General features: G+C 45.2%; 17 protein-coding genes. 10 read left to right on the top strand and 7 right to left on the bottom strand.

What is annotated here, in order from left to right; all coding sequences use genetic code 11:
- Positions 1-119: 119 nt before the first annotated feature.
- From RH86_RS06700 to yjjX, 3 genes are read left to right on the top strand one after another with little or no spacing between them, the layout of a single operon-like run.
- Positions 120-1,082 carry a spermidine/putrescine ABC transporter substrate-binding protein gene (locus RH86_RS06700; RefSeq protein ID WP_009385667.1) on the top strand — a complete coding sequence of 321 codons (963 nt, stop codon included), beginning with the start codon at positions 120-122 and terminating at the stop codon, positions 1,080-1,082.
- Positions 1,066-3,411: a putative bifunctional diguanylate cyclase/phosphodiesterase gene (locus RH86_RS06695; RefSeq protein WP_009385666.1), complete on the top strand. Its 2,346-nt coding sequence runs from the start codon at positions 1,066-1,068 to the stop codon at positions 3,409-3,411. Before RH86_RS06700 ends, RH86_RS06695 begins: the two co-directional genes overlap by 17 nt.
- Positions 3,377-3,910, top strand: coding sequence for an inosine/xanthosine triphosphatase (yjjX, locus tag RH86_RS06690; protein ID WP_009385665.1), 534 nt, complete (start codon positions 3,377-3,379; stop codon positions 3,908-3,910). The genes RH86_RS06695 and yjjX overlap by 35 nt, the downstream gene beginning before the upstream one ends.
- Before the next feature lie 63 nt (positions 3,911-3,973).
- On the opposite strand, the gene trpR is transcribed toward yjjX, so the two are convergent.
- Together trpR and sltY are read right to left on the bottom strand one after the other, a co-directional pair.
- A complete protein-coding gene (trpR, locus tag RH86_RS06685; protein WP_005596173.1) occupies positions 3,974-4,276 on the bottom strand; it encodes a trp operon repressor in 303 nt (100 codons plus the stop codon).
- Between the two features lie 14 nt (positions 4,277-4,290).
- Complete coding sequence (sltY, locus tag RH86_RS06680) at positions 4,291-6,246, bottom strand: murein transglycosylase (protein ID WP_009385664.1); 1,956 nt, start codon at positions 6,244-6,246, stop codon at positions 4,291-4,293.
- A 253-nt stretch (positions 6,247-6,499) separates the two neighbouring features.
- On the opposite strand from sltY, the gene ettA reads away from it, so the two are divergent.
- The 3 genes from ettA to RH86_RS06665 all read left to right on the top strand — a co-directional run bounded on the left by ettA (position 6,500) and on the right by RH86_RS06665 (position 9,759).
- Positions 6,500-8,167, top strand: coding sequence for an energy-dependent translational throttle protein EttA (ettA, locus tag RH86_RS06675; RefSeq protein ID WP_009385663.1), 1,668 nt, complete (start codon positions 6,500-6,502; stop codon positions 8,165-8,167).
- 227 nt (positions 8,168-8,394) lie between these two features.
- A complete protein-coding gene (locus RH86_RS06670) occupies positions 8,395-8,766 on the top strand; it encodes a PilZ domain-containing protein (protein ID WP_009385662.1) in 372 nt (123 codons plus the stop codon).
- A gap of 9 nt (positions 8,767-8,775) precedes the next feature.
- Positions 8,776-9,759 carry a M23 family metallopeptidase gene (locus tag RH86_RS06665; protein ID WP_038219373.1) on the top strand — a complete coding sequence of 328 codons (984 nt, stop codon included), beginning with the start codon at positions 8,776-8,778 and terminating at the stop codon, positions 9,757-9,759.
- Positions 9,760-9,796: 37 nt separating this feature from the next.
- On the opposite strand, the gene tyrA is transcribed toward RH86_RS06665, so the two are convergent.
- Positions 9,797-10,924 carry a bifunctional chorismate mutase/prephenate dehydrogenase gene (tyrA, locus tag RH86_RS06660; protein WP_005596164.1) on the bottom strand — a complete coding sequence of 376 codons (1,128 nt, stop codon included), beginning with the start codon at positions 10,922-10,924 and terminating at the stop codon, positions 9,797-9,799.
- 21 nt (positions 10,925-10,945) lie between these two features.
- Positions 10,946-12,019, bottom strand: coding sequence for a 3-deoxy-7-phosphoheptulonate synthase (locus RH86_RS06655; protein ID WP_005596162.1), 1,074 nt, complete (start codon positions 12,017-12,019; stop codon positions 10,946-10,948).
- A gap of 244 nt (positions 12,020-12,263) precedes the next feature.
- Between RH86_RS06655 and RH86_RS06650 the strand changes: the two genes are divergently transcribed.
- Complete coding sequence (locus RH86_RS06650; protein ID WP_009385660.1) at positions 12,264-13,937, top strand: sensor histidine kinase; 1,674 nt, start codon at positions 12,264-12,266, stop codon at positions 13,935-13,937.
- A 9-nt stretch (positions 13,938-13,946) separates the two neighbouring features.
- A complete protein-coding gene (gene btsR / locus RH86_RS06645) occupies positions 13,947-14,681 on the top strand; it encodes a two-component system response regulator BtsR (RefSeq protein ID WP_005596158.1) in 735 nt (244 codons plus the stop codon).
- A gap of 128 nt (positions 14,682-14,809) precedes the next feature.
- On the opposite strand, the gene nagZ is transcribed toward btsR, so the two are convergent.
- The gene (gene nagZ / locus RH86_RS06640) at positions 14,810-15,799 is read right to left on the bottom strand and encodes a beta-N-acetylhexosaminidase (RefSeq protein WP_005596154.1); all 990 of its coding nucleotides are present in this window, start codon (positions 15,797-15,799) and stop codon (positions 14,810-14,812) included.
- Positions 15,800-15,899: 100 nt separating this feature from the next.
- On the opposite strand from nagZ, the gene RH86_RS06635 reads away from it, so the two are divergent.
- Positions 15,900-17,015 carry an anhydro-N-acetylmuramic acid kinase gene (locus RH86_RS06635; protein ID WP_009385658.1) on the top strand — a complete coding sequence of 372 codons (1,116 nt, stop codon included), beginning with the start codon at positions 15,900-15,902 and terminating at the stop codon, positions 17,013-17,015.
- Positions 17,016-17,126: 111 nt separating this feature from the next.
- On the opposite strand, the gene RH86_RS06630 is transcribed toward RH86_RS06635, so the two are convergent.
- Entirely contained in the window at positions 17,127-17,474 is a 348-nt protein-coding gene (locus RH86_RS06630) for a DUF2799 domain-containing protein (RefSeq protein ID WP_009385657.1), read from the bottom strand.
- A gap of 211 nt (positions 17,475-17,685) precedes the next feature.
- Here RH86_RS06630 and RH86_RS20775 point away from each other — a divergent pair, with 211 nt between their 5' ends.
- Positions 17,686-19,173, top strand: a complete 1,488-nt coding sequence (locus RH86_RS20775; RefSeq protein WP_005596148.1) for a carbon starvation protein A — start codon at positions 17,686-17,688, stop codon at positions 19,171-19,173.
- Between the two features lie 89 nt (positions 19,174-19,262).
- Here RH86_RS20775 and ispH read toward each other — a convergent pair whose 3' ends face one another.
- Entirely contained in the window at positions 19,263-20,228 is a 966-nt protein-coding gene (gene ispH / locus RH86_RS06620; protein WP_009385656.1) for a 4-hydroxy-3-methylbut-2-enyl diphosphate reductase, read from the bottom strand.
- Between the last annotated feature and the right edge of the window lie 2 nt (positions 20,229-20,230).

Genomic DNA, 20,230 nt, shown 5'->3' with positions numbered 1-20,230 from the left:
TTATCCAAACTACAAGGATCAGGTAACCCGCAATGCGTTTGACAAGAATACTGCTATTCACTATTTCTTCTATTAGTGCTCATCCCGCTATATCTGCGCAGAATCAGTTAAATCTTTTCATGTGGGAAGATACCCTCTCTCCTGCCGTTATTGAGCAATGGCAGCAAGATACCGCAACCACTCTCCAATTAACCCATTTCGATAGTGATGATGAACGTAACGTCTTAATGAGTCGCAGTGAACAACTTCCTTTTGACATTGTCGTTCTTGATAACGTATCAGCACAAGTTTATGGCCAATTAGGCCGACTAGAGAACCTCTCTAAACTTGATAATCGAAAGCATCAAAGTACTCAATGGCAACAAGCGTGTGGCAATTATGCGATACCCTACTTTTGGGGCTCAGTAGGCATTGTCTACCGCAAAGATAAAGTCCCGAAACCGCCTCAAACATGGCAAGAGTTTGTTCACCCACCACCGGAATTAGCCGGGCATATTGGGATGATCAACGATACGATTGATACTTTTCTGCCCGTTTTGAATAGTCTTGGCATTGCCCCTGATACTGAAGATGCCCAGCTGCTACAGCAAAGCTTTGCCGACATCATGGTCTTTAGCGCCAAAGTGCTGACCTACGAATATGTTCTCAGCTATGTACGCAGTAATCCCAATGCCGATAAGCTCCATATGGCACTCGCTTACAGTGGGGACGAACATTCACTTAATCGATATCAAGATGAAATAGAATGGGGCTTTATTGTGCCTCAGGGCCCCCCTTATATTTGGGTTGATTGCTTGGCGATTAATCAAGCATCTAAAAATAAACAACTCGCCATCTCATTTTTAGAATACCTTTCAGATCCCACTATTGCTGCAACAAATGCAATCGACGTCAAAGCTGCAACCACCAATCGAAGTGCGCTGAAACTACTGCCGCAATGGTATTTAAATGATGCATCATTGGCAGTCCAAGGAACATTACCTCAGCAAGGACAAATTGATAGCCCACTCTCTGCCGCCAATATTAGTCTTAGAGCGAAGGTTATTAATCGCATATTGAAACATCATGAAACTCAACACTAGAGTCTTATTGTTGGTTGCCCCGGTAGTGTTACTTAGCGCTGCCATTTCAAGCTATGGCATTTATCACAATCAAAAAGACGCATTGATCAAACGAGAAACCAGCTATTTGCAACTCACGATGGAGAAGCTGGCTGGTCACTTTAGGCAATCTTTCGCTCTCATCAATAGCTATTCACAAACGATAACCAAAAGTGAAATGGTCCGTCGATACTTACATCAGCAAGATAACCCATTCAAAGAGATGGAGTTATTGACCAATATGCAGCGTATCATCTCTACCTTGCATTCCATTTCACAAGATACTATCGGGGTAGCCATTCTTGATAGTCAACGCAAAACACAATTTTTTGTCGACAATCAAACCGATCCATTTAAGCAAATAGACGACAAAGCTCTACAATATGTCAAAGACACATATCGCTTGTCCGGTGCTCAGACCCACGTAGGATTTAGCAAGAACGACCAAGGGCAAAGTATTCTTATCAGCTACAACGTACTTGATCCTCGCACCATGGAAGTCCCTCTTAGCTACAACAAAGAAGAAGTGTACTTTTTGGTGGTCTACTTAACTTTAAGTCAGTTTGATCAACTCAAACACATCATCGAATTCGACAACGATAGCTCACTGTTTTTTTCCGACCTACCGGTCAATAAAAGTGGTTTAACCCAGTCAGTTGAATTGAAGTCGGCGCTATTCGCGACCCTCGACCCGGCGCAATATTTACTGGGTGATAAACTTAAAGCGATTGAAAATAAATTGCTTATTTCCTATGTCGCATCCTCAATTGCCACCGTACTGATCCTATTGCTATTACTCTATCGTCATGTCACTCGTCCAATTGCTGAGTTAGAAAAGCAATTACTGGATGTTGAGTTACGTAAACGACATAACATTGAAAAACGCGATCATAATGATGAGCTCAGTCGGTTATCCAAGCGCTTCTACAACATGTATCAAGAGCTAAACAGCAGCTATCAAAAAACCAAAGCATTAGCCGAAAACGACCATCTAACCGGACTGGCCAACCGCTATCAATTTCAAACCTTTATTGAAACAAAACTGAGCGACAATATTCGCCATCACTACGCGTGGATTTTGTATATTGACCTCGATAACTTCAAATACGTTAACGATAAATACGGCCATAATATCGGCGATAATCTCTTAATAAATTTCGCCCAACACGTTAAAAAAGTCTGCCGAGATTGGCAAAATAAACACGCGATTGATTGCTTAGCCTCACGCTTGTCAGGGGATGAATTTGCTATTTTTATTGCTTCATCTCAGCAAGATGTCTACGCAGAATCACTTGCCGAAGCCATTCTTGAACCATTGTTAGTCAGTGGACGTTCGCCGCTAGGTAACTTTCCGATCACTGCCAGCATTGGTATTGCTGCCTACCCTAGCGATGGAGACAACTTTGCCAGCCTGCTTTCTAATGCCGATACTGCAATGTATCAAGCCAAGCGAGCCGGCAAAAACCAACAGTCGTATTATTCCAAAGCGCTCGATAAGTCCGTTCGCCGCCGAACGCAAATAGAAAGAGCACTGCGCAGCGGTGAATTTAACAAAGAATTCTCACTGCAATATCAGCCCTACTACAATCGAACGGGTGATCGTGTCATGGGCGTTGAAGCGCTACTGCGCTGGCACTCGCCAAAACTCGGCAAGGTCAATCCAGCAGAATTTATTCCAATTTCGGAGCAAACGGGGATCTTTGGCCTGATCGACCGCTGGGTGATTGAGCAAGCATTCGCGGACTTTGGTGAAATTCAATCAATGTTTGAGCATGACATCCAACTCTCGATAAACTTATCATCGGCAGAACTCGACTCTCATCAATTGGCTCGTTATATCGAAGCGATGGCGCGTCACTATGATGTGCATCCGCCACTGGTGGATTTTGAAATCACGGAAACCTTTGCCACTGACTCACAAAGCTACTCTTTGTTACATGAGCTTTCGACCATGGGCTTTAAATTAGCGATCGATGACTTCGGTTCTGGCTATACATCTATCACCCAACTTGTAGAATACCCAGTACAAAAAATTAAACTGGATCGCGAATTCTTAGCAACCTTGATCAAAACCGATAATAGGAAAGTGGTGAAACCATTAATTGAACTGTGTCATTCTCAGTCGATGATCGTGACTGCCGAAGGCATTGAGTCGCAAGATATGCATCAATGGTTGGCAGATAATAACTGTGACTACATGCAAGGCTACTACCTTTCCTCCCCTGTCGACCTAGATCAGTTAAAAGAGCTCGTCGCCACACAAAAGGCTAAGGTACATGACCACCCAGACCGTTATCGTCGCTTCGCTTAATCCGGCAAAAATTAACGCAGTCGAAAGCGCTTTTACAGCCGTATTCCCACAGCAATCTTTCCAATTTATTGGGGTTAGCGTTCCCAGTGATGTCGCCGAACAGCCGATCAGTGACCAAGAAACGTATCAAGGGGCGCGAAATCGTGTCGCCAATGCCAAACGGGCACAATGCCATGGTGATTTTTACGTCGGCCTAGAAGCCGGAATTGAAGGTGCGGTCACCTTTGCTTGGATGGTGATTGAATCCGATACACGACGCGGTGAATCTCGCTCAGCCAGCATGATGCTGCCTCCTGCAGTCGCAGCACGTCTTTCTCCTGAGGTTGAACTCGGCAGTGTGATGGATGAGGTCTTTGGCACCACCAATATCAAACAAAAAGGTGGCGCGATTGGTGTGCTTACCCAGCATCAACTAACACGCAGTTCAGTTTATCATCAAGCATTGATCATGGCTTTGATCCCTTTTACCAATCCTCAGCACTATCCTACTAACGTATAATCTGGTTATAAGCGAAGTAATAAAAAAGGTGCCCTAGGCACCTTTTCGTTAATCAATCTCAATTTAAAGCGACGAACCTTTCAGCAAATCGGCGATAGCCTGCTTTTCTTCACTACTTTTCGATTTAAGTTCATTAGAACCACGAGTAATGGTCGCTACACCAACACCAAGTAATTGGCTGATTTGACGTTGGGAAAGATCACCTTTAAGCAGTTCGCGGAAAATGTTCACTCTCGCCACTAGAGCTTCTCTTTCATCTGGGGTCAACAACATGGTCAATAACATTTCATGTTGACCGGTATCGCTACTGTGCTTCACCAAATCTAAGATTTGTTGCCACTCTTTATACTCGGGTTGTAATGACATGATTTGCCGCTCGCTTAATACTTAGTATTCAATTCATTCTCATGGAGGAAGACGCCATCTTGCTTTAGCAGGCCTCGGTAGTATGTTTCAAACATCAAGATGTTTTGTACATAACCTCGAGTCTCATTGAACGGGATCGCTTCTATAAATGCATAAGCATCTAATTTTTCTTGTGTTCGTCCGCGCCACGTTTTCACTCTTCCAGGCCCTGCATTATACGCAGCAAAAGCGAAAATTCGATTGTTATCGTACTTCTCAAGAAGGCTCTGCAGGTAGCGACTGCCAATTTCAATATTTTTGCCAACCTTGTATAAATCATCCACGCCGGAATAGCCTAAATCATATTTCCGTGCGGTGTACTTCGCGGTCGCAGGCATAATTTGCATCACCCCGCGAGCACCCACGGGTGATTTCGCTTCAATGTCCATGGCACTTTCTTGGCGAGCAAGTGACATCAACGTCACCGGATCAACGCTGTGTTTTTCACCATAAAAATCAAACCACCAGCGATGTGCCAATGGGAAGCGTAAGGCTAAATTCCCCCACATTTTGGCTTGAATCGTCGCGGTAACCGTCAAATGATGCCAACGCTTTTGTGCCGCATAAGCAGCAAGCATCTGCTTTTGCTCTGGCGTCGCGCGGTTGAGTAAATGGCGCCACTCACTTTTCGCTGCTGCTATTTTATCGCGCGCAATCAACTCTCCAATTCGTTCTAAACTGGCATTAAAAAGCTTAACCACCGAGCGCTGTAAAGCCAGACTCGTCTGTGGGTACACCACTGCGCGGTTAAGTTGCTCTGCCGCCGCAACACTATAGAAGTTACGTTCACCCAATATCGCCTCTAAACGGCGCTCACCTTGCGCCTTGGCGCCTGTCGCCATTTCAGATCGGCCCAACCAGTATTGCCAGCGTAAATTATTCGCTTGCTCCTCAGGCAGTGTGGCAATCCAATCCGCAATGCCAGACCAATCGGCCTCTTGGATCGCTAAGCGAATACGACGCTCTTTAAGTTTGATACTACTTGAGCTCGCAATCTGTTGATCACGCCACGAAATAAGCTCCGCAGAATCGGTGCTATTCACTAAGCGCAGAGCGATATAATCTGCCAATTTCTGCGCTTGCGGCGGCGTCAATTTTTGCCCATCAACCACTGTCGCCCAGGCTTGCTGCGCTTGCTCTACATTTTTACGAGCGAGTTTTTGCAGAGCCATTTCACTTTGCTTGCGATAAAAAGTATTGGCAGGCTGTTTTTTGGCAAACGCGGCAACATTTTCAGGTTGATTAAACAAAGCTATCATTTGCTTCGCTTGTTGTTGTGCCTTTTTTGATTGCACTTCTTTCGCCAGGTATTTTAATAACCCACCATTACGCGCATCAAAGGCCAACAACATACGATTCAATATTTGCTCATCACTACGCAGGCCTGCTTTTTGCCAAGCTTTAAACAACGGATCACACGCATCAGAAATACTGCGTCCATGTAGCCATAGATCTTCCGCACCTTTAAAGGCTAAAGCCTGATTACCCGTTTGATATTGGGCATTATAGTAATGACATTGATATTGCTCACCGCGCGGCAGATCAGTTTGAAACTCAAGCAATGTCTGCCACTGCTGTTTACGTGCAAGCATATCAATATAAGGCGCTCGAATGCGGCTCGAAAATGGAAAGCTCTTATGTTGCTCAATAAACCGTTCAACCTGTTGTGGTGACTGCTCATCCAGCGTGGCTAACAAGGTGCGATAATCCACATAAGGAGTTAGTGGATACTGAGCAATCTTTGACCGCATTGCTTGGTATTGGTCGACCTGCTTATTATTGAGCAACTGCTGTGCTTGATCGTAAAGTGCGCGCTGTTCGTCTAGATAAGTTGGGCTAGCTGCGAGCCCATTTACGCTGTATAGCATCGTTGATACGGCGATCAACGATGAAGGAAGGCGATACAACGTTTTAAAAAACTTGGTTGTCATGTCTTCTCGTCCTGATGAGAAACGATATATTGAAATGCTATTAGGACTATTCTACTAAGTTCTGTAAAGCATATAGGTGTAAACAAAAATTATTTCACCTAAGTGTGACACATTTAATGAATCGTACATCAATATTAGGTAAATCCTACTGACACTTCATTTCCTGAAGCCAATGAAGATCATAGGTAACAAACCTAGATTGGTTGGTGTAAAATAGCCGTTTATGTGTAAAGCAATTTAGGAACGATCGGCAATGGCTGAATACGTATATACCATGTCGCGGGTGAGCAAGATTGTGCCACCGAAGCGTCAAATTCTAAAAGACATTTCTCTAAGCTTCTTCCCTGGTGCAAAAATTGGTGTTCTTGGCCTAAACGGTGCAGGTAAATCAACCTTGCTACGCATCATGGCCGGTATCGATACCGATATCGATGGTGAAGCTCGCCCTCAACCAGGTCTCAACGTAGGCTACTTGCCGCAAGAACCGATTCTTGATGAATCAAAAACGGTACGCGAAATCGTTGAAGAAGCGGTTGGTGATGTTGCTGGTGCACTGACTCGTCTTGATGCGGTATACGCGGCTTACGCTGAACCAGATGCTGACTTCGATGCACTTGCAAAAGAGCAAGGTGAGCTAGAAGCACTGATTCAAGCAAAAGATGGTCACAATCTAGAGAACGCTCTTGAGCGTGCAGCGAACGCACTCCGCCTGCCTGAATGGGATGCAAAAATTGCGAACCTCTCTGGTGGTGAGCGTCGCCGTGTTGCAATTTGTCGCCTGCTACTAGAAAAGCCAGACATGTTGCTGCTTGACGAACCAACCAACCACTTGGATGCGGAGTCAGTTGCTTGGCTTGAACGCTTCCTTGTTGATTACACCGGTACTGTTGTGGCAATCACGCACGACCGTTACTTCCTAGATAACGCAGCTGGCTGGATTCTAGAACTTGACCGTGGTGAAGGTATTCCATGGCAAGGTAACTACACCTCATGGCTAGAGCAGAAAGATGCACGTCTACAACAAGAGTCATCTCAAGAAAGCGCTCGTCAAAAAACCATCGAGAAAGAACTGGAATGGGTACGTAAGAACCCTAAAGGGCGCCAAGCGAAGTCTAAAGCGCGTATGGCTCGCTTTGAAGAGCTACAAAACAGCGATCACCAGAAACGTAATGAAACCAACGAATTGTTCATCCCGCCAGGTGAACGTTTAGGTGATAAGGTTCTTGAAGTAAACAACCTGACTAAGTCATTTGACGGCCGTGTACTGATTGACGACCTATCATTCAGCATGCCGAAAGGAGCTATCGTCGGTATCGTCGGTGCCAACGGTGCGGGTAAATCCACCCTATTCAAGATGCTAAGTGGCACAGAGCAACCAGATTCAGGTTCAATTGAACTGGGTGAGACGGTAAAACTGGCCTCTGTTGATCAGTTCCGTGACAGCATGGACGACAAGAAGACCGTTTTCCAAGAAATCTCAGAAGGCGCTGATATTCTTAAGATCAACAACTTCGAAATTCCTGCGCGTGCTTACTGTTCTCGCTTTAACTTCAAAGGTTCAGACCAACAGAAGATCATCGGCGAATTGTCTGGTGGTGAGCGTAACCGTGTCCACCTAGCAAAACTGCTTAAAGCGGGTGGTAACGTATTACTACTCGATGAACCAACCAACGATCTAGACGTTGAGACACTGCGTGCACTTGAAGAAGCACTGCTTGAGTTCCCAGGTTGTGCCATGGTTATCTCGCACGACCGTTGGTTCCTTGACCGTATTGCGACCCATATTCTTGACTACCGTGATGAAGGCCAAGTTAACTTCTATGAAGGTAACTACTCTGAGTACATGGATTGGTTGAAGAAAACCTTGGGCCCTGAAGCCGCTGAACCTCATCGCATCAAATACAAGCGTATCTCTAAGTAATCACTTTTTGAGCGCGTTCATGACGTTAGCTGATTAAGTATGACCTATTGGTCCGGCAGAGAAGCCGCTTGAATTTTGTTCAAAGGCCGCTATCATAGCGGCCTTTATTGTATACGGTTAAAATGCCGTTTCATCAAAATCGAGCCTGATCACTAAGTTTGGATATTTCCACCGAGCTAGAATATTTAATCTGTTAAGCTATAAAAAACAGATCAAGAGAGCTCAGCATGATAGAACGTCGTCGATTTTCACGCATCGTATACCAAGCCCTAGCGGTTGTGACTCAAGGCCACACTCGAGTAGAGTCGAATGTAAAAGACCTATCACTCCATGGATTGTTGCTGGCTTGTCCAGATCACACATCGTTAGATCCATTAACCCCGATCTCTATACAGTTTCAGTTGACCGATAGTGATATCACTATCCAACTACAAGGAAAGATTGTTGGCGTTGTTCAAGATCTCGTTCGTGTCACGATTGAGCATATTGATATTGAAAGCATTGGCCATATTAAACGCATGGTTGAACTGAATGTGGGAGATGATGAATTACTTCATCGTGAAATAGAGCACTTATCCGATTTAGGTGAGTACTCCTAACAAAGTTGTATGTCGAATAAAATAATTATTAGCATCCCTACAAGTAAAGAGGTACAACACTTCTCTATCGGTAGAAAATCTCTAATCGCTTCCTTAGTGGCTATATTTGCCGTAATGGGGGGCGTCACAGGTTACATCTCTCACAAACAAGAACATATCGAGGCATTGTCGGTACAGTTGCAGCAAAGCCAGGCTGAAAACGCAACATTAGATCAGCTCTATGCGGAACAAGTTGATGCCTCCCACTCCCTCTCCCAAGAGTTAGAAGAGAAACGTAGCCAGCTGCATATGCTAGGCAAACGCGTCTACGATGTAGAGTCGGTACTGGGTTTAGCACGAGAAGAAGAACTCGATGAAGCCAATATCGAAGATCGCTTAGATGCTGCTGCGGTTGATTCCGCCGTACGCGCGACCATGTTTCGCATGATCCCTAATGAGTCACCTCTCGATTACCAACGCATTTCGTCATCCTATGGTCGCCGTACCAACCCTATTTCAGGTAAACGCCATACCCATACCGGTATCGATTTAACTTGTAAGATGGGCACGCCAATCATCGCCCCTGCCGATGGCGTCATCGAGACAGTAAGACCAAGCAACAAAGGTTATGGCAACTACCTTACCTTGCGTCACTCATTTGGTTTTATGACCTCTTATGCCCACCTAAAAAACTTCAACGTCAAAAGTGGTCAGTTTGTCTCGAAAGGGGATGTGATTGCCAACTGCGGCAACTCCGGCAACTCAACCGGCCCACACTTGCATTATGAAACACGCTTTCTAGGCCGCTCAATCAACCCGAAGAACACCATGGATTGGACACCAGACAACTTTAACTCTCTGTTTGAAAAAGAGAAAAGCATTAAATGGGCACCATTGGTTAAATTAATTGATGATAATGTGCGCTTGCAAGTTAACCTGACCAACAATCCACCAAATGATCTTGCCGTGGAAACCGTCAGTAATTTAACTGGCGATGTAGCAAGCAGCAAATAATTAAAAAAGCAGCCATCGGCTGCTTTTTTAATTGGGTTTAACCACGATGAATTGAGTCATTGGCTTGCTTAAGCAAGTTCTGACTTTCATGCATAAACTGCTGTGAATAATCACCAAACCAATCGCTGACCTTATCAAAACTTTCAATAAAGGCTTGTTTATCGCCCCCTTCTAAAATCTCGACGGCTTCACCAAAGCTGCGATGGAAACGTTTGATCATCTCGATATTCTGCTCAGAAGAAAAAATAATGTCACCGTAGAGGTTTGGATCTTGAGCAAAGAGACGCCCAACCATCGCCAACTCTAAACGATAAATCGGTGAGCTAAGTTGTAACAGCTTATCAATATTAGGGTTTTCACGACTTAAATGTCGGCCATAAGCAAACGAAGTGAAGTGGCGCAGCGCTTGAATCAGCGTCATACCGTGGTCATGTTCACTCGCCTCTATTTGACACAAGCTTGCCCCCCAAATAGAGAACTGTTTGAGTAGCCATTGGTAGTGCTCTTCTCCTCGACCATCACAATAAACGATGACCTGCTTCGCTAGGCTTGGAACATCAGGGCCAAACATTGGGTGCAAGCCAACCACTGGACCTCGATGAACATTAAGCATTGCTTGCAGTGGCTTGGTTTTAATGGAGGTGAGATCGCACAAAATACAATCTTCTGGCAATGTCGATAATTTCTCAATCACACCTTCAGTAAGGTGAATAGGGACCGTGACCACCACCAAACCGGCACCATCAAGGATCTCCTCAGCGCGATGCCAATCTTGACTACCAAGGACTTTGACTTGGTAACCAGAAAGCGTAAACATACGGCCAAACAGACCACCTAATTGACCTTTACCACCGACAATCACCACCGAACGTAACTCTGGGTTTAAACATTTAAAACCTGAGTCCTTTTCACTCGCGTAAGACTCACGCATGGTGCGGCGCAAAATATCTTCGATCAGTTGCGGTGGTACACCGATCTTATCCGCTTCTGCACGTCGCGAAGCTAACATCGCCGCTTCGCGATCCGGTGCGTAAATCGGTAAACCGTGCTCGCTTTTTACTTCACCGACTTTTTCTACCAGCGCCAAGCGCTCTGCCAGTAAGTTTAAAATTTGCTTGTCGACTGCATCTATCTGATCGCGCAGTGCATTTAACTGTTCAGCCATGAATGTCCCTATCTAGCTCAATTAACCTTTTAAGCGGTCTTGTAAAAATGGCACCAACTCACTGTGGGCATGTTTTAATAGTGCCTCAGTTGCTGACCAATTGATACATGCATCGGTAATTGAAACGCCATACTCCATCTCATTCAATGGCAAATCTGAAGACTGACTGCCCTCATTGATGTGGCTTTCAATCATAACACCAATAATCGATTGATTACCTTCGCGAATTTGGTGAATCACATCCTCAGCGACTAACGGCTGACGGCGGTAATCTTTACGTGAATTTGCATGGCTACAATCGACCATCAATGACGCATCCAAACCCATTTTTGCCATATCTTGCTCACACTCTGTGACAGAGACTGAGTCGTAATTGGTTTGTTTGCCACCACGTAAAATAACATGGCCATTTGGGTTACCTTGCGTAGTCAAAAGCGCGACTTGCCCTTCACGGTTAATCCCCATAAAACGGTGGCTTGAAGAAGCGGCTTGCATGGCATTAATTGCAGTAGAAAGGCTACCATCTGTACCATTTTTAAAACCAATCGGCATCGAAAGACCGCTGGCCATTTCACGGTGCGTTTGCGACTCAGTAGTACGAGCACCAATCGCCGCCCAACTAAAGGTATCGGATAAGTATTGCGGGCTAATAGGATCAAGCGCTTCGGTCGCTAGCGGGATTTCCATTTCGGCGAGTTCGACCAATAGTTCACGGCCAATATGCAGCCCATGTTCAATATCAAAACTGCCATCCAAATGAGGATCATTGATTAACCCCTTCCAACCAACGGTTGTACGTGGTTTTTCAAAGTAAACGCGCATAACAATATACAGTTGATCACTCAACTCTTCAGAGAGTGCTTTGAGGCGACGAGCATAATCCTTTGCTGCTTCAATATCGTGAATAGAACACGGGCCGCATACCACCAATAAACGGTGATCTTTTTTATGAATAATGTCGGCAACCGTTTGACGTGATTGTTGAATAAAACGACGGGCATTATCACTTAAAGGTAACTTTGCTTTCAGCGCCTCTGGGGTAATCAGCACTTGCTCGTCACTAATATTAACGTTACTCAATTCACTTTTTTGCATAACCACTACCTGTATATTTTAATTTACACTCTCGCAATCCATTTGCTCAAGATTTAACTTTGCATCTAAACTAACAGGATAAAGCCAAATTTCAACCGTAAACAATAAAAAACACCATTGTAAAATTAAATTTACAGCCATTCTTTTTGCTATCCAAGAGGTCTTTTATCGCTTGGCCTGTATTCTCTATTGCCGTTCTTGATTAAAATATTGAACTATTGAAATGGAATACAGGCTTGACGATATGGATCTCATCCTATCATTATTACAACAGATGTGTGTCTACTTAGTGCTGGCTTATATGCTCAGTAAAACCCCCATCTTTTTGCCACTACTGAATATCTCTCACCGTTTTAGCCACAAGATCACTATCTACATTGTTTTTTCGTTGTTCTGTATCCTCGGTACCTATTTCGGTTTACAAATCAATGATGCTATCGCCAATACTCGCGCGATTGGTGCCGTGATGGGCGGATTGTTTGGTGGGCCAGTAGTGGGCTTTTTTGTCGGTCTAACTGGTGGATTACATCGCTACTCTCTCGGTGGTTTTACCGATCTTGCCTGCGCGATTTCCACCACCGCCGAAGGTTTGATTGGCGGCTTACTGCATACTTATTTATTACGGCGCGGCAAAGGTACTTTGCTGTTTAGCCCCAGCATTGTATTTGCGATTACTCTTTTTGCTGAACTGGTACAAATGGCGATTTTGCTTCTGGTCGCAAAACCGTTCGATCAGGCTTACGTCTTGGTTTCTGCCATCGCTGCACCGATGATCATCGCCAATTCAATCGGTGCTGCGCTGTTCATGAGTATTCTACAAGATAGAAAAACCATCTTTGAAGAGTATTCCGCCAGCTTCTCTCGCCGTGCGTTGAATATTGCCGAACGTTCTGTCGGTATTCTTGCCTCTGGCTTTAATAGCGCCAATGCGGAAAAGATTGCACGCGTAGTTTACGAAGAAACCAAGGTTGGTGCTGTCTCTATCACCGACACCAGCAAAATTCTCGCCTTTGTTGGCATTGGTGACGATCATCATCGACCTGAAACCCCTATCTCCTCACAAAGCACTTTGGATGCCATTGAACAAAACGACATTATTTATCTCGATGGTAAAGAAAGGCATTATCAATGCTCGCTCTCAGCGGAGTGTAAATTAGGCTCCGCATTAATCATCCCACTACGAGCGGGAGATAAAGTCATTGGCACGATCAAACTCTACGAACCAAAACGTAAGCTGTTTTCCACTATCAATATGGCGATGGCAGAAGGAATCGCGCAATTACTCTCTAGCCAAATTCTCTATGGTGATTATCAGCAAAAGCAATCCCTGCTCGCCCAAGCCGAAATCAAATTATTGCACGCGCAAGTGAATCCACATTTTTTGTTTAATGCTCTTAATACCATTAGTGCCGTGGTACGTAGAGATCCCTCCAAAGCGCGTGAACTGATTCAGCACCTGTCGCAATTTTTTCGTAGTAACTTAAAGCAGAATATTGAAGCAGTAACACTGAAAGACGAATTAGCCCATGTGAATGCTTATTTAACGATTGAAAAAGCGCGCTTTACCGACCGTTTAGACGTGGACATTGATATCGACTCAAGTTTGCTACAACGTAAATTACCGACCTTTACTCTGCAGCCATTAGTAGAAAACGCCATCAAACACGGTATTTCCAATTTGCTTGAAGGTGGAGTAATTCGAATTTACAGCCAACCAGAAGCACAAGGTCAACGTATTATCGTCGAAGACAATGCAGGTGGTTATCTCACGCCACAAAGTGAACATGCAGGTTTAGGTATGCAAATTGTCGCCAAACGACTGACCAATAAATTTGGCCAGATCAGCGACCTAAAGATTGATGTGAAAGCGAACCAGTACACGCGAATGAGCTTTCTCATTCCTAATGATGATTGTTAAGGATTAACCATGCTATCTGCACTTGTGATAGATGATGAATTATTTGCTCGCGAAGAGCTTACGGAACTGTTAGAAGAAACGGGACAAATCGAGGTTATCGGCCAAGCTAGCAATGCCATTGAAGGACTAAAAAAAATCAATCAGCTAAAACCTGATGTGGTGTTTCTCGACATTCAAATGCCACAAATTACCGGCATTGAGTTGTTAGGCATGCTTGACCCTGACACCATGCCATATGTGGTCTTCGTGACGGCTTATGATGAATTTGCTGTACAAGCGTTTGAAGACAATGCTTTCGACTACCTGCTCAAACCCGTTGATACGCAAAGATTGGCGAAAACCGTACAACGACTCATCAAGTCCGGACAGTTCATGTCTGGCCCACAAAATCTACAACCAGTCAGTGCCATTGCACCACAAAGCCTTGATCAAGTCCCTTGTATTGGCCTGAACCGCATCATGATTATCCCCACCCATGAGATTGAGTTTGCCTACAGTGATATCAGTGGCGTGCACGTACAAACTCCACAGCAGTCAGCCACTAGCCAGTTAACGCTTAAAATACTGGAAGAAAAAACGCCTTTAGTGCGCTGTCACCGCCAGTATTTAGTGAACGTTAAAGCAATCAAAGAAATCAAACTGCTGGAAAATGGCTTAGCTGAAATCTTAACTCATAGCCAGCAGCCCATTCCTGTTAGCCGCCGTTACTTAAAGCCGCTCAAAGAGCGTTTAGGCTTTCAATAAACAGCATTTGGATCATGATGAGTAAAATGATCATCATGACCCAAATGCTCTAATGCTTCTCCATCTATCGCGTCTGTTGCGATCAAAAAGAGCCACATAATGTGGCTCTTTCACTCTGAGTTTATCCCTTACTCACCCTCAAGCATGCGCTTCATCGCTTCTGAGGCTTGACGCCACTTCTCACTACTTTGCAGTTCACTCAAAGAAAAGTTCTTTTTCTTCATTAGACCCAATGCTTGTGGGGTTTCCATGATCGGTAAGTTATCGAGTACTTCAATCTGTTGGTCGCGATTGTTACATAGCAGTAGCATGTCACAACCCGCCACCAGCGCCTGATGGGAGCGTTCCGCCGGGCCACCCATGATAGCAGCGCCTTCCATATTGAGGTCGTCAGAGAAGATAATGCCTTTAAAACCTAGCTGCTCACGCAGTACTTGTTTAAGCCAAAATGACGAGCCGCTGGCGGGCTGATCATCATAATGCGAGTAAATAACATGGGCCGGCATCATCGCATCAAGCGTGCCCGCTTCAATTTGGGCTTTAAAGATCGCCATATCCTTTGCAAGAATGGTATCACGCTCATCATAGGGCGTTTCCAAATGCGAGTCGGCCAACACGCCGCCATGACCAGGGAAATGCTTACCGGTCGTTGCCATACCAACAGCCTTCATCCCGCGCATAAACGCACTGCTGTAGCGTAAGATGCTATCAACATCATCGCCAAAAGCGCGGTCGCCGATCGCTCGGCAATCATGGCCTTTGTCCAGCACTGGCGCAAAACTCAAATCGATATCATGCGCGATCAGTTCCGCCGCCATTAACCAGCCACCTAACTCAGCTAATTGCTCGCCTTGAGCTTGCTCACCAAACAATTTCGCCGCCGGGATACGAGAAAAACCTTCACGGAATCGTTGTACGCGCCCGCCTTCTTGATCAACACCAATCAGAATTGGGCGTTTTGCCGCTTTACGGATGGCGGTATTGAGTGCCAACAACTGTTGATTATCGTGATAATTACGCGAAAACAGAATCACGCCCCCAACAGTTGGGTGCTGTAAAATCTCTTTATCTTCGGCAGTTAACTCATACCCTGCTACATCCAGCCATAACGGACCCATAATTTCTCCTGATTGCGGTCGATTTTCGCTATGGTTTCGAGGTTATTCTGATTGTTCTCGGTTTACAATGGATATGTCACCCTATTGGTAAAAATTGGATATGAATACAAAACAACGCTTTATTGGTGTGATGTCAGGCACCAGCATGGACGGTGTCGACACCGCACTGGTCGAAATCGAAGGCAACCAAATTCAGCTATTGGCGGCGCATGATTTTCCGATGCCCGAGTCGCTCAAGCCGCGTCTGTTGAATATTTGTATCGGCCAACCGACCAGCTTGGCAGAAATTGGTGAACTGGATCATTTACTCGGCCATCTCTTCGCTGACGCCGTCAATGCGCTATTAGCAAGTGCAAACTGCAGTGCCGAAAGTATTACTGCTATCGGTAATCATGGCCAAACGGTCTACCATAGGCCAGAAGGTGATGCGCCTTTTACTATGCAGCTTGGTGATGCCAATATCATTGCCGCTAAAACGGGGATTGATACTGTCGCCGATTTCCGCCGTAAAGATATGGCGCTCGGCGGCCAAGGTGCTCCGCTGGTGCCAGCCTTTCATCAGTGCTTATTTGAATCAACGAATTCGAGTGTGGTGGTGTTAAACATTGGTGGGATTGCCAATATCTCGGTACTGCGCCCTAATCAAAAAGTGATTGGCTACGATACGGGCCCAGGCAACATGCTAATGGACGCGTGGATACAAAAACATCGCGGGGATAAATACGATAATGATGCTTTATTTGCCCTGCAAGGTTTCATCAATCAGCCATTACTAGATGATCTACTCAATGAAGATTATTTTGCGCGCCAAGCGCCAAAAAGTACCGGCCGTGAACTGTTTAATCTACCGTGGTTAGAGAAAAAACTCACTACACACACCTTATCGACACAAGATGTACAGCGCACCTTATGTGAGTACACCGCGGTGACGATTGCTAACGATGTGTCGCGCTATACGCACGGTGAACAGCCTGAGTTATTAGTCTGTGGCGGCGGTGTACGCAATCCTCTACTGATGCAGCGCTTAATTGAATTGTTGCCTAACTGGCGCGTCGCTTCCACCGAAGATAAAGGGGTCGATAGTGACAATATGGAAGCGATGGCTTTTGCATGGTTAGCACAACGACGTATGTATAACTTACCAAGTAATTTGCCTGAAGTGACTGGAGCAAGCCAGTTAGCTTCATTAGGTGTGCTTTACTATGCCGATAAGTAAAGCGGCTAGATTATCTAGGCAAAAAAACTAAACCGCTAAAATAGTAAAGGCTTGGATAACCAAGCCTTTTCATTGCTGTCATGGCGTGACAGCAACACATATGTCATTGGCTTAATAGCTATTTTGCTGATCGTTCCAGCCTCGTTGCCATTCCATACGAAATTTCTGTGCATCTTCCGTGCCTTCACAAACACCTTCATAATATTGGCCAGACAGCCCAATTTGGTAAGCAAAATTGGGATTACAATACTCTTCTACACCCGTTAAATAACCTTGGGTATAATCCGCTTGGTTTGCCTCGCCCAGTTTGGCTAAATCTGAGAATGAACGCTCGGTGTTACCGCTCACACCATCTTGATAACCCACTTGATACCAATCACCCGCTTTAGCCAACTGCTCCACTGAACTGGCACAGCCAGCCAGAATGGTAAGTAGTGCCACTGCCATTAGCTTTCTCATTGTTTTTCCTTATTGTTCTTTCCTTGCTCTAGTGTAACCACTAATCACTATCGATGACCACTGATGGTGAGTGATGAACAACAATAAAACCACTTAATACCAACCAGAACCACTTAAATCCCCATATGACCACTCAAGGTAAAAGCGGATGTTTCTCGCCTAAGCGTTGTTTATTATCGACCATGAATCCAATACCCAAGGGACAGAATTTATGTTGTGGTTTTTATCCTGTGTCGCTGCATTGATCGGCGGCTACTTTATTTATGGCGCTTTCGTTGAGAAAGTATTTGGTATCAATGAACAGCGCAAAACCCCAGCGCATACCAAAACCGACGGCGTAGACTATGTACCAATGTCGACCCCTAAGGTCTATCTGGTTCAGTTACTTAACATCGCAGGCGTAGGTCCAATCTTTGGTCCAATCATGGGCGCACTCTACGGCCCTGCTGCAATGCTATGGATTGTGATCGGTTGTATTTTCGCAGGTGCCGTACACGACTATTTCTCTGGCATGCTTTCTATTCGCAACGGTGGTGCTTCTGTTCCAACCATCACAGGTCGTTACCTAGGCAATGGCGCCAAACATTTTATGAACATTTTTGCCATTGTTTTGCTGCTTCTTGTCGGTGTGGTTTTTGTATCAGCGCCTGCTGGCATGATCACCAACCTTATCAATGAACAGACTAGCTTGAATGTCAGCATGACCACCATGGTTGTGATCATTTTTGCCTACTACATTCTGGCAACGATTGTTCCGGTTGATAAAATTATTGGTCGTTTTTACCCGCTCTTTGGCGCTCTGCTGATCTTTATGTCGATTGGCTTAATCAGCGCAGTGGCATTCTCAAGTGAACATCATATTTTGGGTGGCTTTGAAGTGACGGACATGTTCACTAACCTCAACCCAAATGACATGCCAATTTGGCCTGCCCTGTTCATCACCATTGCTTGTGGTGCAATTTCTGGCTTCCACGCTACTCAGTCACCACTGATGGCGCGTTGTATGGAAAATGAAAAAAATGGTCGCTTTGTTTTCTACGGAGCGATGATTGGCGAAGGTATCATCGCTCTCATTTGGTGTGCGGTTGCACTTTCTTTCTTCGGTTCTCTAGAGTCTCTACAAGAAGCCGTCGCAAATGGTGGCCCGGGCAATGTCGTCTACAGCGCTTCATTTGGCTTACTGGGTGTGTTTGGCGGTATCATTGCCTTCCTAGGCGTGGTCATTTTACCTATCACATCTGGCGACACCGCATTTCGTTCAAGCCGTTTGATCCTAGCTGAATACTTCAACATGGAACAAAAAACACTGCGTAACCGCCTATTGATGGCTGTACCTCTGTTTGTTGTCGGTGGCGTGTTGACCCAAGTGGACTTCGGCATCATCTGGCGCTACTTCGGTTTTGCTAACCAAACCACTGCCGTCATGATGCTATGGACAGCGTCAGCTTACCTACTGCGTTACAACAAGCTACATTGGATCACCACCATTCCAGCAGTATTTATGACTGCGGTGTGTGCAACCTTTATCTTGAACAACAGCACGCTAGGCTTTGGCCTACCAATGCAAATCTCAACTATCTCTGGTGTGATATTTGCCCTAGCAGCAATGGTTTATGTGATTAAGATTTCGAAAGGAAAAGGCGATAAAGACCTAGCTGACGAAGACTCAACGACCACTGCAGAAACAAAAACGGCGTAAGTTACCATCTAGAAAATTAACAACGTTTGGCTTATCAATACAAAAGGCTCCCTCGGGAGCCTTTTGCTTATATCAATTTAACTGAGCGACTAATCAACCAATTTGATTTGCAGCTCTTTAGGCACTTCAAAGAACATGTTCTCTTCGCGGCCCGACACTTCTTCAACCGAGCGCGTGCCAACCAATTCTTTGATACGTTCCAGAATTTTGTTCACTAGCTCTTCTGGCGCAGAAGCACCAGCGGTAACACCGACTTTGTGTTTACCATCAAACCAAGCACTATCGATATCTTCAGGACAATCGGTTAAGTAACCCGGTGTGCCGAGTTTTTCCGCCAGCTCTTTTAATCGCGTTGAGTTTGATGAATTTTTCGAACCAACTACAATCACCACATCAACATCACCGGCCATTTCACGTACTGCGTCTTGGCGGTTTTGCGTCGCATAGCAAATGTCATCTTTGCGCGGGCCTTGAATCTCAGGAAATACTCGGCGTAGTTCCGTAATGACATCGGCCGTTTCATCCACCGATAAGGTGGTTTGACTGACATAGTGCAGCTCGCTTGGGTCTTTGACTAAGCTTAATAATCTTTCGACATCTTGCGGCTTTTCAACCAAGTACATACCGCCTTCAAAGCTAGAGTACTGTCCCATCGTACCTTCAACTTCAGGGTGACCGGCGTGACCAATCAGTACCACTTCCATATGTTTACGGCTGGCACGTGCAACTTCCATATGGACTTTTGTCACCAATGGGCAAGTCGCATCAAAGACGGTTAATGCGCGCTCTTTTGCTTCCTGACGAACGGCTTGTGATACGCCATGAGCTGAAAAAATGACGATGTTGTCATCTGGCACTTCGCTAAGTTCTTCAACAAAGATCGCGCCACGCTGTTTTAAGCCTTCCACCACAAAGCGATTATGTACCACTTCATGACGTACATAAATTGGCGGCTGATAAAGTTCTAAAGCGCGTTCAACGATACTAATCGCGCGATCAACACCCGCACAAAAACCACGTGGGTTGGCTAATAGGATTTTCATTTCATTGCTCATGG

It is taken from the genome of Vibrio sp. N418 (assembly GCF_000222565.1).
Classification (GTDB): Bacteria; Pseudomonadota; Gammaproteobacteria; order Enterobacterales; family Vibrionaceae; genus Vibrio; species Vibrio scophthalmi.
This window is presented reverse-complemented; position numbering and strand designations above follow the sequence as displayed.

Excerpts from the sequence above, each read along its gene's own strand:
- RH86_RS06700 (WP_009385667.1), top strand. The coding sequence starts at position 120 with ATGTGGGAAGATACCCTCTCTCCTGCCGTTATTGAGCAATGGCAGCAA.
- RH86_RS06695 (WP_009385666.1), top strand. The coding sequence starts at position 1,066 with ATGAAACTCAACACTAGAGTCTTATTGTTGGTTGCCCCGGTAGTGTTA.
- yjjX (WP_009385665.1), top strand. The coding sequence starts at position 3,377 with ATGACCACCCAGACCGTTATCGTCGCTTCGCTTAATCCGGCAAAAATT.
- trpR (WP_005596173.1), bottom strand. The coding sequence starts at position 4,276 with ATGTCATTACAACCCGAGTATAAAGAGTGGCAACAAATCTTAGATTTG.
- sltY (WP_009385664.1), bottom strand. The coding sequence starts at position 6,246 with ATGACAACCAAGTTTTTTAAAACGTTGTATCGCCTTCCTTCATCGTTG.
- ettA (WP_009385663.1), top strand. The coding sequence starts at position 6,500 with ATGGCTGAATACGTATATACCATGTCGCGGGTGAGCAAGATTGTGCCA.
- RH86_RS06670 (WP_009385662.1), top strand. The coding sequence starts at position 8,395 with ATGATAGAACGTCGTCGATTTTCACGCATCGTATACCAAGCCCTAGCG.
- RH86_RS06665 (WP_038219373.1), top strand. The coding sequence starts at position 8,776 with ATGTCGAATAAAATAATTATTAGCATCCCTACAAGTAAAGAGGTACAA.
- tyrA (WP_005596164.1), bottom strand. The coding sequence starts at position 10,924 with ATGGCTGAACAGTTAAATGCACTGCGCGATCAGATAGATGCAGTCGAC.
- RH86_RS06655 (WP_005596162.1), bottom strand. The coding sequence starts at position 12,019 with ATGCAAAAAAGTGAATTGAGTAACGTTAATATTAGTGACGAGCAAGTG.
- RH86_RS06650 (WP_009385660.1), top strand. The coding sequence starts at position 12,264 with ATGGATCTCATCCTATCATTATTACAACAGATGTGTGTCTACTTAGTG.
- btsR (WP_005596158.1), top strand. The coding sequence starts at position 13,947 with ATGCTATCTGCACTTGTGATAGATGATGAATTATTTGCTCGCGAAGAG.
- nagZ (WP_005596154.1), bottom strand. The coding sequence starts at position 15,799 with ATGGGTCCGTTATGGCTGGATGTAGCAGGGTATGAGTTAACTGCCGAA.
- RH86_RS06635 (WP_009385658.1), top strand. The coding sequence starts at position 15,900 with ATGAATACAAAACAACGCTTTATTGGTGTGATGTCAGGCACCAGCATG.
- RH86_RS06630 (WP_009385657.1), bottom strand. The coding sequence starts at position 17,474 with ATGAGAAAGCTAATGGCAGTGGCACTACTTACCATTCTGGCTGGCTGT.
- RH86_RS20775 (WP_005596148.1), top strand. The coding sequence starts at position 17,686 with ATGTTGTGGTTTTTATCCTGTGTCGCTGCATTGATCGGCGGCTACTTT.
- ispH (WP_009385656.1), bottom strand. The coding sequence starts at position 20,228 with ATGAGCAATGAAATGAAAATCCTATTAGCCAACCCACGTGGTTTTTGT.